Source organism: Collinsella sp. CLA-JM-H32 (assembly GCF_040098165.1).
Classification (GTDB): domain Bacteria; phylum Actinomycetota; class Coriobacteriia; order Coriobacteriales; family Coriobacteriaceae; genus Collinsella.
Genome location: NZ_JBBNMZ010000001.1, coordinates 22796 through 37526 on the forward strand (window position 1 = coordinate 22796; position 14731 = coordinate 37526).

Sequence of the window (14731 nt, forward strand, 5' to 3'; positions counted from 1 at the left end):
ACCCTAGAAGTCCTAATGTTACAAACGCTAGCTCTCCCAGCCGGTGCGGATGGTTGTTATGGCGTCGCCTAGGCGCTGGCCCAGGGCCGCTAGATGTTGGAGCACCTCGTTGGGCGATGCGCCGTTGAGGATGCACGTGAGGGCATACGACGCCAGAAAGATGACCGCAAGCCCCAGCGGGATGAGCACGATCATCGCCAATGTGCGCAGGCGCTGGCCCACGCGGCGACGACGCGCACGACGCTTGTCGAACGCGAGCTCCTGCGCATATGAATCTTGCTGTACGGAATAGGCCTCTGGTGCCGATTCGCCCGCAGGCGAAACCACAGGCGTGGCATTTTGCGCAGGGGGCTGGGCTGCCGCCCCCTGCATTTGCATCTCCATGAGTCGTTGCTGCTGACGCAGCATGCGCTCAGCTTGTTGCTGCGGAGTCTCAAGAAACAGATCCATGCTGGCCTCCAAAATCGGAGCATTCGACGCTTACGACCAGCATCCCGCACCGCCATGACCGCGACAACGCAATCGCCGGCAATAGCCACAAAGTTTCTTTTGCTCAAAAGCTGTCGAAAAGCTCAACAACTCCCCTACCAGCACTTTCTCTGAGCTTTTTTCGCCAACAATCTTTTGGCCTTCCACCCTTACGCCAACTGACCAAAATCTAACCAATAGCTTGACGAAAATTGTGGAGACCGGGACCCCACACAAAAAGTGCCGCCCCAAAGGGGCGGCACACAAACTTATTATCAGCTTTTCTGTAACGAGCATGCGACGACTCAACGCCGGGGCGCAGGGCGGGGAAACCTTTGCCTCGCGCGACCCTGCGAAGCCGTGAGCGAGAGGGGAAGGTTTCCCCGCCCTGCGCCCCGTGGTCGGTGAGAACAGACTACATGCCCGCGAGACCGCGGGCGGCGGTGGCGCACATAAATGCCAAGACGAGAATCACGAGCGACCCGGCGATGTCTGCCAGCACGCCCATTGCACGGCGTTCAAACAACCAGCTCTCAAAGTGCGGGGCGACGTTGCGCCAAACACGCCACAGCAAGATGCCCATACCGATGACGCCCGGGATATTGAGCAGTAGGATCTCGGAGCACAAAAGACCGATCAGGTTACCGGCGGCAAAGCCCGCATCACCCTCGCAGTATTTGCGGTAGACCATATACAGCATGTACGCCACAAACGGCTGCAAGCACGCAGAAATAAACGAGACCACCATCGAGGGGTCCTGCGAAAAGACCTCGGTGAGTTTATCGACACTCGTGGCGTCCTTCGAAGCCAAGAATAAACCGATAACCACAAGGGGCACCACGCCCAAAATTACCTCGACCAGAGTAAACAACTTGGCAGTCAAATCCTCACTAGCCGAATTCAAATGAGGCGCCCACTCAGGATGAGCATGCGCGCCGACTTTCTTGTCCTTCTCGGCACGATCGGCCTTTTTACCCTCGGCAACCCGACGACCAGGATCCTTGCGAGTTCCCGCCGCAGCAACCCGAGCCCGAGACTTCTTACCCATAACCAACACCTCACAAGAGGAAACGAATAGCCAACGCTACCCAGTGTACCCTCTAAGCAACGTCACCGCCCCAACCGGCCCCCACAAAAACGTGCCGCCCCATAAGGGGCGGCACACAAACTTCTTATCAGCTTTTCTGTAACGAGCACGCAACGACCCGAAGCCGGAGCGCAGGGCGGGAAATGCCTTTGCCTCGCGCGACCCTGCGCAGCCGTGAGCGAGAGGGAAAGGCATTTCCCGCCCTGCGCTCCGCAGCAGCCAGCGCCAAGCGCTAGTAGTTCACCACCTGCTCCTCAAAGTACGCCTTCGGGTGGTTACACACCGGGCACACCTCAGGCGCCTCGGCACCAACGTGCAGGTGCCCGCAGTTCAGGCACTTCCATACCTTCACGCCCTCACGCTCAAACACCTCGCCCGACTCGATGCGCTCGACGAGTTTGTTGTAGCGCTCCTCGTGGGCCTTCTCGACGGCGGCGACACCACGGAACTTCTCGGCGATCTCGGCAAAGCCCTCCTCCTCGGCGGTCTTGGCGAACTCGTCGTACATCGTGGTCCACTCGTAGTTCTCGCCCGCGGCGGCGTCGCGCAGGTTGTCCAGAGTGCCCGGAACGGCACCGTCGTGCAGGTACTTAAACCACAGCTTGGCATGCTCGGACTCGTTGCCCGCCGTCTCGGCAAAGATATTCGAGATCTGAACGTAGCCGTCCTTTTTGGCCTTGGATGCATAGTAGCGATACTTGGTGTGCGCCTGGGACTCACCGGCAAAAGCAGTCTCGAGGTTCTTCTTGGTCTGAGAGTTCTCAAAATCCATAGGTGTACTTCCCTTCAACACATGCCGCCCATAGGCTTTGAGCGGCCTTGTCTTTAGGATGCCCTCAAGCCGAGAATTTAAACCTTATAATCCTGTTCTTCAGATTCGAGCGAGCTATACACTCAGCCAACGATCGCCCTCGGAGCGGCAAAAGCCCTCGCGCTCCAGATCGGCAAGAATACTTGCGACTAGCTCGCGCTCAACCGGCTCCCGGCCGGCTGCCGTCTCCATCTCGTTAACGCCTGCAACAGCTTCATCAACCGTAATGCCCGCAGGCTGCCCATCACGCGCTGCCAACAACATACGCACGATATGCGCGCGCTTTTGGCGGCGCGAGCCCTCAAACTTGGACTGACGACTATAGCCCGCCGACCGCCTGGACGGATTGGGCAGTGTCTTTTTAAGATACGCGCCGTAATCCAGCAATGCGTAATACCACGCGCGCGGCGTGTCGGCATCGTCTTGAGGCGCGGCAAAGGGCGCGATCTCGTCCGCCGCCGCACCGGGGACCGCCGGACAGGCAGCTTGGATCAGCGGCACCAGTTCGCGATCGGGAACGGCCGGCACATCGGGAAAGAAATGATGCAAAAAGACCGTGCGCACATTGGTCTCCAAATACACGCCCGGAAGATCAAACGCAAACGAACGGATACCCTGCGCCGTTGCCGGGCCAATACCAGGCAGAGCGACCAAGTCATGCGTCTCACGCGGAAACTCCCCGTCCCAGTCCTCTACAACGCGCTGAGCGGCCCCGTGAAGCGCCAGAGCGCGTCGGTTGTAGCCCATGCCCTGCCAAGCGTCCAAAACATCGGAAGGCGCGGCCTGGGCAAGCGCCTGCACAGTCGGAAAACGATCGAGCCACACCGGCATGCGCGCCTCCACACGCGGCACCTGTGTTTGCTGCAGCATGACCTCAGAAAGCCAAATGATGTACGGATCGCGTGTGCGGCGCCACGGAAGGTCGCGATAACGCAGGACCCCTTCCGAACGAATCATCGAACGAAAGGGGTCCTGAATCATGGCTATGCTCCTTATGCGGCGCTATTCCTCCCGGTAAGCGCACGCGCAGGTGGCGTACTCGGGAAACGCTTCGCGGTCGGCGAACTTGGGATCGACGGCCGGGAACTGGCGGTGAGCGACGATGTCGCCGAGCGAAACGGAATCGAGGTAGTCGCGCATCAACGCCTGAGCTCCGGCCCACAGGGGATGATAGCAGCACGCGCCCATGCGCGCACAGTCACCATCGGGCGCGGTGCAATCGTTCATAACCATAGGACCTTGAACGGCCTCGACGACCTGGCGGATAGTGACGTCGTCCGGACTGACCTTGAGACGCATGCCACCGTGGACGCCACGCAGGCTCTCCACAATACCGGCCTGGACCAAACCGTGCTGAATCGAGCGGGCAAACGAATACGGGACATTGACCTCTTCGGCAGCGGTGCGAACAGAAAGCAAACACTCCGGATCCTCAGCAAGCATCGCCAGCATTCGAAGGGCGTAATCAGTCTTCCTCGATATGTCCATTTTTCCCCTTTCAAGGAATACGAACAGCTCGAACGAGCTCCGGGGCCGAGCTTGTGTCGAGACGCTAAATGACCGCCAGGACATCCAAATGGTAAATCGGATATCCACTGAGTGCCGCGCTTGGAGCGAAATGCATCAGATGCGGCGCACAGTGCAATTTAGTATAACCTAACCCCCTGTCTCGTAGAACAGGTGTTGCGCACCAAAGCTGTTGTTCAGACAGATATACTTATTAGATTTTACTTGCGTTCCCGAAGGCGCGGGGATTCTGGGCGAAGATGCACCAGGGCGATCGTTCTATCGAAACAAAGTGCATCAAACGCAAAAAGCCACGTCCGAAGACGTGGCTTTAATTGCGTTGGCGGGAAGTACGGGGCTCGAACCCGCGACCTCCGACGTGACAGGCCGGCGCTCTAACCAAACTGAGCTAACTCCCCAGGCAGACGTTCGCGTTTGTTTCCGCTCGCGTGCGCTGCGGGGATTAGTATACACAGAAGTCTGTCCGGCGCGCAACAACTTTTTTGAAAAATTTTTTGGGGCCATCCGGGAGGGCTTCCGGGGCTGAGGGCGGGGGTTAAGTTTGCTGCTCTACAGTCCTGCGCAAGACGGAAAGCACATTAAGTGCTTTCCTTTGCGTGTGGAACTCGCGACAAACTTAACCCCCGCCCTCAGCCCCGGAAGCCCTCCCTGCCGTCACATTATTCAACCAGTTTTGCGGGCGTGCGCCGCTGCGCGGCTAGCCCGCGTGCTCCTCGGCGGGGTTGGTCTGATTGTTTTTGTTGAAGCTCTGCCTTTGGCTCAAATGGAAACGGGGGACGCATTTGCATCCCCCGTTTTTGTTGTGGTTACTCTAGATCAATAAATTTGGTGCTTATGATCTTGCCGTCTTTTACTAGCATTCTGGCCATGGTGGGGCCTCGGGTGCCTCTGGGGTAGCTAGCGCTGCCCGGGTTGAGGACTAAACAACGGCCCACTTGGGCTTCTTTGGTTACGTGGGTGTGACCATTGATGGCTACGTCTACGGATCCCACCGGAAGGTCTTCGCGGTAGTGGGCTACGGCGAATTTGAGGCCTTCGTAGGTAAAGAGCGCAAGACGGTCTACATCGGGACCGTAGTCGCGGTAGTAATCGTTGTTGCCCAGTACGGCCCGCACGGGGGCGATGGTGCATAGGTGCTCGTAGTCCATCTCTGACGTGAGATCGCCGGCGTGGATGATCAGGTCTGCGCCCTCAAGCTCATCCAAGAGCGCAGGCGATAAATAGCCGTGGGTGTCCGAGATGATGTCGATGCGCTTGGCGCTTGCGCTGTTCATGGGATCCCTTCCGCAAAAAACGATTCGGCAGATACATACAAAAAAGCCCCACGGCTCCGCAGACGATGGGTCTACAGGGCTGCGGGGCCAGTGTGCTAGAGACTCAGAGCCTTCTTGAGCGGCACGACGCGGCGGCGCGAAACCGGCACGCGTTCGTCGACGCCCGTAATGCCCAGCTGGATGGCGCCCGAGGGCACCGTCTCGACGTCCGTAACGCACGCTAAGTTGACGATATAGCGGCGGTGAACACGGAAGAAGCCAAAGTCGCAGAGCTTGGCCTCAAACTGCGCCAGCGAGGTCGTCGACAAAAAGCGATCATCGACGGTATAGATGCAGGAGTAATCGTCCTTGGCCATGATAAAGCGAATGTCGTCCACGGGAATGAGCACCTTGCGGCCGCCCTTTTCCACCGGGATACGCTCGATGGTCACCTTGCTGTCCGTAACCGGCTTGGCGCGTTGCATGACCTTCTCGATCGCGCGATCCAAGCGAGCTTCCTCGACCGGCTTCATCAGATAATCGACGGCATCCACGTCGAATGCCTCGACCGCATGGTCACTATACGCAGTCACAAACACGATCGCCGGCGGATTTTTGAGCTTATGCAGCGCCTCGGCAAGTTGCAGGCCCGAGGCACCGGGCATCGAGATATCGAGAAACACGACATCCACGCGACTTTCCATAAGCATCTCGATGGCGGAGCGGACGCTCGACGCCTCCGTGATCGTGCCGATCTTGCCCGTTTGCTCGAGCAGGAAGCGAAGCTCCGAGCGAGCCGGCGCCTCATCATCCACAATCATCGCACGCAGCATAGGGATAAAACCTTTCGTCAACTAACTACGCCGGGCATCCGTCGCATGACGTTGAGCCCGTAGCCCTTTATTTTACTCTTGAATGTCAAAGATGCTCTCTGACAAATCAAGATGAAGGAGCACTTTGGTGCCCTTGCCCGGCGCCGATTCGACACGCGTATAGGAGTGCGGCCCATAAAAGCGATGGATGCGCTCCGAAATATTGTGCATGGCCACACCGGCGCCGCCACCCTGGGGAGAGCTGGCGTCGGGACGGGCAGAGCGCTCGTCAAACAGTCTGGCGGCGGTACCCTCATCCATGCCCACGCCATTATCGGCCACGGCAATCAAGATTGCATCCTCGCCGTCTTGGTGAACGGTCACGTCGATCCTCAGGGCGTCGTCATCGCCCATACCATGACGTACGGCGTTCTCGACAATCGGCTGGATCACGAACGCCGGCACCAGCGTATCTTCCACGTCCTCGGACACATCGAACGTCGCAAGCACGCGGTCCTCGCCAAAGCGGGCCTTCTCAAAGGTAAGGTAGCGCTTGGTCTGTGCAACCTCGCGCGAGACCGGAATAAGCGATCCCGAGTTGTCGAGCGTAGCACGATAGAACGATGAGAACTCACGAAGCAGCTCGCGGGCCCGCAGCGGGTCGGTGCGCGTAAACGATGCAATGGTGTTCAGCGTGTTGAACAGGAAGTGTGGGTTAATCTGCGCCTGCAGCGCACGCACCTCGGCGCGCGCTGTGAGTTCCTTTTGCACCTCGAGCTCGTGGATGGCGAGCTGCGTGGACAAGATCTCGGCAAAGCCCGAGGCAAGCGCGTACTGGGTACGGTCGACGGCGCGCGGGGTCTTGTAGTAGAACTTGAGCGTGCCGACGGTACGATCGCCCACCTTGATGGGGGCGATAATGCCGGCGGGGACTTGGTTGTGCGAGCCATCCGAGCCCACGACATCCACCATACGGTTGAACGACTGCACGATGCCATGTTCGATAACGTAGCGTGTGGCAAGCGTGTGGATGGGAGAATCTGGCAGTAGTTTTTCCTCAAACTCGCCCGCGCAGGCCAACACGTTGCCCTCGTCGGTGATGGCCACCGTCATGGCGCGCGTCTCGGGCAAAATGCGCCGGCACACCAAACGCGCCGACTCCTGCGTCAGACCGCCCTTAATGTCCTCGAGCATGGCCGAGGCCACCGAGAGCGTCTCCTCGGTGTACTGGGAGCGCACCGAATCGGGATTGAGCGTCAAAAAGATAAAGATGCACAGAAAGATGCACAGCAGCGCGCAGGCAATCACCGTGGCGATCGGCTCGATACCGGTCACCAAGGAAAAAATAAAGTACACCAGCACGCAAATGGCGCAGGCAACGGCAATGATGCGAAAGATTGATATTGAACTATCGCGCTGGGCGCGGCGGTCGATCATTCGGCCCCCTCCAGGATACTGATCAGTTGTGCGTCACGCCAAAGCCCGTCCATGATCTTGGGCCAAAAGCTCTGGAAACGCAGGTAGCTTGCGGCGTTTTGGCGCGCGTAGGTCTTGGCCTCGTCAATACCGTGGCGCCAGATGCGCAGGTAGCCCTCATGCTCGCGGGTAAACACGCTGCGGACCATAGCGGTCTTGCGCACGCGGTCGTCGAGCTCGCGCGAAATCCACGGGCCCGGGTAGGGCATGAGCGATGCCGCCGTAACGGGAATGAGCTCCTTTTGATGCGCGGCGAATGTCAACTTGGCCCGTTCGTAGTACCAACGGTATACATCCTGCATAAAGCGCGGTGAGCGCTTTTCGGACTCCGGAGGCAGATGGCGCACGGTCCACTCGTTATCGAACCACACGTCGTAGCCAAACATGCGCATGTTAAAGAGGTAATCCAAGTCCTCGCCGCGGGTGATAAACGGGTCAAAGGCTACACGCGTAAAGGCGCGGGCGTGCAGGGCCATCAGGCCGCCGCACACGTAGTTGGAGCGCGAGATGCGGGTGCCCGAGAGCGCCTTTTTCATCCAACGGTTGAACTCGATGCGCTTGGTCCACCAACGATGGCAGATGCCCGCCTTGTCCGTGGGAGCCAGCGGCGAGCCGTCGCGATCGTAGAAATAGCCGCTCTTGACCAAGATCGGCAAGCCCTGACGCGTCTGCTGCCCCAACGCATAGGTCGCGCGCTTCATAAAGTCGGCGTCGATGACAGTCTCATCGTCATCCAAAAAGATAACCGCGTCATGCCCCAGCACAGCGGCACAGGCTAGCCCCATGTTGCGGATGGCACCGTAGCCTCGCAGGCTCACGCACTCGCCCGAACCCTTGGGCGCGATCTGAGCAACCCGGTCTGCAATGCGCGAGGCCTGGGTGTTGGTGACAACGGTGACCTTGAGCGTGGGATGCGCGTCGACAATCTCGTGCACGCGCAGCGACACATCGGCTGTGGCAGAAACGGGACAGACCACCAAAAGGATGATGCGCGGGATGTCACGTACCTGCTCAAGCGAGGCCAGACAGCGGTCGAGTTCGGGATTGTCGGCGTTGAGTCGCGTCGAATGGTCATAGGTGCCAGGGGCGTTTGCGCAAGCGTCATCGCCCGCCCAATACGTTGGAATCACGACTGTGGCGTTCATGCCTTACCCTCCCTGCAACACAAAAACGGGACGCCGCCAAACACAGGCGACGCCCCGCGACCTAGCTGATTCCATCATACCCACTTGGGCAAATCATTGCTCGCAAGTCGCAATGTTTATTGCGGATAACCCCAAAAGAGTACCGTGGACAGGCACAATAGCCGCTCGCTCCTATGCGGCATGCCCTGCCGCCCGAGTCATGCGGGACAGGCGGACCAGCAGCATAAAGCCAACGACCAGCAGCACGCCAATGGAAAGGACGCCCAGCGACGGGTTGCCGGTCAGCGAGGTGACGACCGACACCAGGAAGGTGCCCATGACGCTTGCATAACGACCAAAGATGTCAAAGAAGCCGTAGTACTCGTTGGATTTTTCCTTAGGGATAATGCGGCCAAAGTAGCTACGGCTGAGCGCCTGCACGCCGCCCTGGAACAGGCCGACCATAATGGCAAGCACCCAGAATTCGAAGGCGGTCTTTAGGAAGAACGCGGCGAACAGCACAATGCCCATGTAGGCGGCGACGGCCACCAGGATCATGTTGAGCGTGCCCACGCGTCCGGCGAGTTTGCCGTAGATGATGGCAGACGGAAAAGCAACAAACTGCGTAACGAGCAGCGCCAGCACCAACTGCGTCGAATCGATGCCCAAAGCCGAGCCGTAGCTGGTTGCCATGGAAATGACCGTGTGCACGCCGTCGATGTAGAAGAAGAACGCGACCATGTAGACCAGCACGGTCTTGTTGTGGGCGATCTCGCGCATGGTGTGTCCGACCTCGGAGAACACACCGCCCACGATGTGGCCGATGGTGTCCTCGGGACCGCGCTCGCGACCGTACTTTTGCTTATAGGTGCGAATGAGCGGCAGAGTAAAGATGAGCCACCAGGCGCCAGTGATGATAAACGACAGACGCGTTGCCAGCATGGTGGGGACGCCAAGAGCGGGGCCGCCCATGATGAGCGCCAGGCAGATGACGAACGGCACGGTGGAACCGATATAGCCCCAGGCATAGCCCGAGCTGGACACGGCGTCCATGCGCTCGTCGGTGGTAATGTCGGGCAGCATGGCGTCGTAGAACGTCATAGAAGAGTTAAGGCCGATGGTGCACAGCACGTACACGGTCAAAAATGCCATGGCGGACATTGGGATAGCCTGCGCCAGGCAAAGCACCAGGCCCGTGAGGAAGAAGCCCAAGAAGAACTTGATCTTGTTGCCGGCGTAGTCGGCAAGCGCGCCCAGAATGGGCATGAGCATGGCGATGACCAGCGAGGCGATCGTCTGCGCATTGCCCCAGGCGACCACCAGGTCGGCCGAGGAAGCGCCGGTATTGATGGCGTTAAAGTAAATGGGCACCACCGAGGTATTGAGCAGCACGAGGGCCGAATTGCCCACATCATACATAACCCAGTTACGCTCGAGCTTGGTGTATTTCATGGACAGGGACCCTTCGTATTCGCCCGATATGCAGTTAGTTCATCGTACCCCAATTGTCCAGAACCGCCGGTAAGGATTCGGCAAAGGGGCACGCACGGGCCCTATTCCTCGCGGTCGAACTCCTCATCGGCATTGAGCACGCGACCGCTGTAGTTGACGTGACTGGTCACGGCATCCATGTCACCGGTCTCGATAAAACGTGCGACCGTGCACTCGTAATCGCCCAGCGCGCGATCAAAGACCTCGGGGAAACTCTCGTTCGAGACCTCGTCGGTAAAGGGATTCTTCCATGTCAGATGGCCCAGGTTACCGGTGCGCTCGGGCAACTCCGTCGTCACGCGATGAGCAAGGCCGTCGAGCAGCGAGTAGTCGTGCACCAAGCCCTCAACCAGCGAGATCGCGCGCGTCTTTGCGGAGCCGGCCGGCTCAATCGCGCGGTAAAGTCGCTGCATATTGGCAACGGCAGCACCGTACTCCCCCGCCGGAATGTCAATGCCGTACACGCGTCCGGCAACATAGCTCATCAGCACGCCGGCCACGCGATTGATGCGATCGGTGGTGACGATCTCGCCCGCCGGCGGGTAATCGTCGACCGTAGCGCCGGCGCGTTTAAGCTGCAGCATCAGTACATCCAGGTCGCTCTCGATCACGGCATGAACCTGACTGCTCGAATCCTCAAGCTCTGAATCGGACTCCACGATGCCAAACTGCTGCTCATAGACAAAAGGATGGGCGTTGCGGTCGAGCACGTAATGAGACAGCAGGCCCAGCGCAAAGGCGCGACCCAAGCTGGCGTCGCGCGGCAGCAGATGCGACACGCCGTCGCGCAGGCACGCGAACTGGCGAGACATGCGCGACCGATGCATGACCTGCGCCAGCAGCGTGCAGTCGGAAACACGCGGTGTCAGAATGTGAAAGAAAAACGGGTCGGGGCCTTGGTTGCCCAAGATAAAGGCAATGCGCTCTTCATCGGACGTGATGACACCCTGCGGAAGACGGTCGATGCTTTCCTCGCCAAAGAGATGATGGGTGATAAGCGCGGGCATAATGATCCTTTCGATTTCATTCGATGCCACCCATTATGCCCACCGCGCGCCCATGCCAAACCTGCGATGGTAAACGACGGCACGCAGACCGTCTACGCAAGCCCCAAGTGTGCTTTAACCTCGGCAGCGCGACGGCGGGACACGGGCACCGTCGAGGTTACGCGATCGAGCCTGAGCTCCATAAGACCCGTGGAACCGATCTCGACATTGTGCACGTCCTCCAAATTGACCAGATAGCTGCGGTGGACACGGATAAAGCCCTCGGGGGCCAGGCGCCGCTCGAGCGAGGAAATCGACTCATTGATCAGGTATGTTCCCTCGGCGCAGACGGCGTTGCAAAAATCGGCACGCGCCTCAAAGTAGCAGACGTCTGCGGCGGGAATGAACACCTTTTTGCCCCCGCGGTCCACCGTCAGACGCAAAGGCTGGCGCGGAGCGTGGATAACACGACGGACACCCAAGGCTGCCTCGATCTTGTCGAGTGCCTTTGACAGGCGTGCGTCCTCGACCGGCTTGACGACATAGTCGACCGCATCGAGGTTATAGGCATCAGCCGCATACTCGGCAAACGCCGTCACAAACACAACCACCGGCGGCGTCTTTAGGTTCTGCAGCGTCTCGGCAAGCTCAATTCCCGAGCGACCGGGCATGGTAATGTCTAAAAACAACACGTCGGGCTTGTTCGACAGAATCGACTCCACGGCTTCGGTGACATTGCCCGCCTCGGCAATCTGACCCACACGCGTATCCTTTTCCAACAGATAGCGTAGCTCAGCCCTAATGGGAGGCTCGTCATCAACCACCAAGATGTTCCAGCCTTCGGACATATGTGCTTCCCCTCTTTTTCTCTCAATCCAACCGCGTGCTACGCCGTCAACGGCGCCGGCTCATGCGGCTCGCCGTTCAGCTCGACGATGACCTGCGTTCCCACGCCCTCCTGGGACTTCACGCGCATGCCGGAATCTTCTCCGTAAAAGAAATGGATGCGCTGAAGTACGTTAAAGAGCGCCAGGCCGCAGCCTCGTTTGATGGAACCGTCGGCGGTAATGCTCTCGGGCTCCTCCAGGCGATGTTGCTCAAACAGATGCGCGCAGACTTCTTCGCTCATACCGATGCCATCGTCCTCGACGATGATCTCCAAACCGTCATCGGTCTCGAAAGCCCTAACATGAATAGAAAGCGGCTCGGTCTCGCGCTGCGCGTGCTTGATGCAGTTTTCGAGCAACGGCTGCAAGATAAACGGCGGCACCATGCAATCGCGCACCTCAAAGTCGATATCGACCGAGACGCGCAGACGGCCGTCGCCATAACGAGCCTGCATAAGATTGATATAGCGAGTGCCCTGTTCCACCTCGTGCTCGAGCGTTGTGAGGGTATCGGAATCAGAAAGCGTCTGACGGTAGTAATTGGAAAAGTCGATCAGCAGCGACCTTGCCTTGTCCGGCTCGGTACGTACGAGCGACACGATGGTGCTGATGGTGTTAAACAGAAAATGAGGATCGACCTGCGATTGCAAGGCGCGCAGCTCCACGCGGGCCGTAAGCTCGTCCTGGCGCTCGAGCTCAAAGCTCGCAAGCTGCGTGGAAATGAGGTCGGCAAAGCCCGAGGCAAGCGCCGTCTGGCGCATATCGATGCTGCTCAGACGGGGATAATACAGCTCGAGCGTGCCCACGCAATGCCCGCGCACGGTAAGCGGTGCGACAATACCGGCGCGCAGACGCGGAAAGTAGCCACCTGTCTCGGTCGAGGCATCGCGCGAGAACACGCTTTGCTCACCGCTGTTGATCACGTTGAGCGTAGTCCGCAGCACCACCGGGGTGCCCGCGGGGCATTTTGCCGAGTCCTCGCCCCAGCTTGCCAACACCTGCTTGCCGTCGGTAAAGCAGATGGCAGAGGCGATAGTTTCGGACAGGATGATCTTAGAGGCGCCCAGGGCAGCTTCGGGCGTAAGGCCGCGCGACGTGTAGGCGAATATTTTTGAAGCGATGGCGAGCGTGCGGTCGGTTGCGCTCGATGTGAGGTCGTCGGGAACGACAAAGACGTACGAGAAGAAGAAGCACAGCATGACCAAGCCGGCAATGACGACAACGGCCGGAACGGGATTGGGATTATCGGTTAGATCCCAGATGAGCAGCAGGATAAGCAGCGGAACGACAATACCGAGCAAGATGGCTTGAACCACATGCTGAGCGGTACGAAAGACCTTGGTAGAGTTGTAGCTCTTGCCCAGAATCAGCCTATTGAGATCCACCGTCATCTCCTTCTTACCGACGCACCCCATAGCAATGGAGAGGGCCGCAAGCGACCCTCTCCATTGCATTATGCAATCAAATACTGTGTTTTACATCAAGCCATCGATGAACGGTAGCTTAGGCGCTGTACTTGTTTGCCTCGCCGAAGGTGCCGCCCTCGACAATCCAGCCGTCCTTCATGATGACGTCCATGTTGTCGGTGTTGAGCACGTGGATGTCGGCGGCGACGTCACCGTTGACGACCAGCAGGTCGGCGCACTTGCCGGCCTCGATGGACCCGGTCTCGTCCTCGATGTGGCACATCTTGGCACCGTTGAGGGTGGCGCAGGTGATGGTCTCGACCGGAGTGAAGCCGATCTTGTCGACGAACTCGTACATCTCCTCGATGGAGCAGGTGCCGTACGGGGTGACGAAGGAGAAGGAGTCGGAGCCGATCGTCATGACGACGCCGCGCTTCTTGGCCTCGCGCAGGCAGTCGTAGTTGCGCTGCAGCTCCTTCTCGACCAGGGTGCCCTCGTACTTGTCGTGCAGCTCGGGGACGTAGACGGGCGGATAGGTGGCGTACCAGGTGGGCAGGAAGGCGATCGTCGGGGTGAAGAAGGTGCCCTGCTCGGCCATGAGGTCCATGGTGCGCTCATCGATATCGAAACCGTGAATCAGCTGTTCGCAGCCAAAGCGAACGGAATCGTAGGCAGCGGCGTGGTTGTTGTAGCAGTGGCTCCACACGGGGATGCCGACCATCTTTGCCTCTTCGACCACGGCCTGGATCTCCTCGGAGCAGTAGTGCTGGTCGCGGCCGGAGTCCCAGCGCCAGATGCCGCCACCGGTAGCCCAGATCTTGATGGCATCGGGGTTCTCACGCAGGCGACGGCGGACGGCCTTGCGCAGATCCCAAGGACCGTCGACCTGATCGCCCCAGGGGTGCGATTCCTTGTTGAGCTCCTGGCTGCAGTGGTGGGAGTCGCCGTGGCCGGCAACGCGGCAGAAGCCAAGGCCGGTGGCCAGAACGCGCGGGCCCTTGAAGACGCCCTTGTCGATGCAGTCACGGATCTGGATACCAAAGCGGCCGATCTCGCAGACGGTGGTGAGGCCGTGGGTGAGGCAGTCGTAGGCCTGCTTGACGGCGACGGCCTGCTTCTCGAGGAGCGGCTGCATGACCCAGTCGGTGTCATCGTCGGTCAAGTTGCCCGAGAAGTGCAGGTGGGTGTCGATCAGGCCGGGAAGGACGGTCTTGCCGGCGGCGTCGATGACCTCAACGCCCTCGGGAAGGTCCTGCATAGTGCCGGCGTACTCGATCTTGCCGTTGTCGTCGACGAGAACGAGGGAGTTCTCGACCGGCTCGGCACCGGTACCGTCGATGAGCTTGCCGCCAACGATTGCATACTTAGTGGACATGGTTCCTCCTTATGGATCCATATAGTGG

14 protein-coding genes and 1 tRNA gene are annotated in these 14731 nt (G+C 59.2%); all 15 read right to left on the bottom strand.

From position 1 onward, the window contains the following. Positions 1-27 precede the first annotated feature (27 nt). Positions 28-450: a hypothetical protein gene (locus tag AAA021_RS00100; RefSeq protein ID WP_349087477.1), complete on the bottom strand. Its 423-nt coding sequence runs from the start codon at positions 448-450 to the stop codon at positions 28-30. A 433-nt stretch (positions 451-883) separates the two neighbouring features. Further along, positions 884-1516 (bottom strand): hypothetical protein, encoded by a 633-nt coding sequence (locus AAA021_RS00105; RefSeq protein ID WP_349087478.1) that lies wholly within the window; start codon positions 1514-1516, stop codon positions 884-886. Between the two features lie 271 nt (positions 1517-1787). Continuing rightward, positions 1788-2327 carry a rubrerythrin gene (rbr, locus tag AAA021_RS00110; RefSeq protein ID WP_006235152.1) on the bottom strand — a complete coding sequence of 180 codons (540 nt, stop codon included), beginning with the start codon at positions 2325-2327 and terminating at the stop codon, positions 1788-1790. A gap of 114 nt (positions 2328-2441) precedes the next feature. After that, complete coding sequence (locus tag AAA021_RS00115) at positions 2442-3347, bottom strand: adenine glycosylase (RefSeq protein ID WP_349087480.1); 906 nt, start codon at positions 3345-3347, stop codon at positions 2442-2444. Positions 3348-3368: 21 nt separating this feature from the next. Further along, positions 3369-3854: an Rrf2 family transcriptional regulator gene (locus AAA021_RS00120; protein WP_022094514.1), complete on the bottom strand. Its 486-nt coding sequence runs from the start codon at positions 3852-3854 to the stop codon at positions 3369-3371. Between the two features lie 359 nt (positions 3855-4213). Beyond that, positions 4214-4291 (bottom strand) — tRNA-Asp (locus tag AAA021_RS00125). Positions 4292-4699: 408 nt separating this feature from the next. Next, a complete protein-coding gene (locus tag AAA021_RS00130; RefSeq protein ID WP_022094114.1) occupies positions 4700-5167 on the bottom strand; it encodes a YfcE family phosphodiesterase in 468 nt (155 codons plus the stop codon). A gap of 95 nt (positions 5168-5262) precedes the next feature. Then, a complete protein-coding gene (locus AAA021_RS00135; protein WP_006235156.1) occupies positions 5263-5979 on the bottom strand; it encodes a response regulator in 717 nt (238 codons plus the stop codon). A 72-nt stretch (positions 5980-6051) separates the two neighbouring features. Continuing rightward, the gene (locus AAA021_RS00140; protein WP_349087482.1) at positions 6052-7395 is read right to left on the bottom strand and encodes a histidine kinase; all 1344 of its coding nucleotides are present in this window, start codon (positions 7393-7395) and stop codon (positions 6052-6054) included. After that, complete coding sequence (locus tag AAA021_RS00145) at positions 7392-8579, bottom strand: glycosyltransferase (protein ID WP_152067295.1); 1188 nt, start codon at positions 8577-8579, stop codon at positions 7392-7394. The genes AAA021_RS00140 and AAA021_RS00145 overlap by 4 nt, the downstream gene beginning before the upstream one ends. A gap of 171 nt (positions 8580-8750) precedes the next feature. Further along, a complete protein-coding gene (locus tag AAA021_RS00150; protein WP_195233901.1) occupies positions 8751-10010 on the bottom strand; it encodes an MFS transporter in 1260 nt (419 codons plus the stop codon). 101 nt (positions 10011-10111) lie between these two features. Further along, the gene (locus AAA021_RS00155) at positions 10112-11056 is read right to left on the bottom strand and encodes a zinc dependent phospholipase C family protein (protein WP_349087484.1); all 945 of its coding nucleotides are present in this window, start codon (positions 11054-11056) and stop codon (positions 10112-10114) included. A gap of 92 nt (positions 11057-11148) precedes the next feature. Next, positions 11149-11883, bottom strand: a complete 735-nt coding sequence (locus tag AAA021_RS00160) for a response regulator (protein ID WP_148332787.1) — start codon at positions 11881-11883, stop codon at positions 11149-11151. 38 nt (positions 11884-11921) lie between these two features. After that, entirely contained in the window at positions 11922-13313 is a 1392-nt protein-coding gene (locus AAA021_RS00165) for a histidine kinase (RefSeq protein WP_349087486.1), read from the bottom strand. Positions 13314-13425: 112 nt separating this feature from the next. Beyond that, complete coding sequence (locus tag AAA021_RS00170; protein WP_349087488.1) at positions 13426-14703, bottom strand: amidohydrolase family protein; 1278 nt, start codon at positions 14701-14703, stop codon at positions 13426-13428. Positions 14704-14731 lie beyond the last annotated feature (28 nt).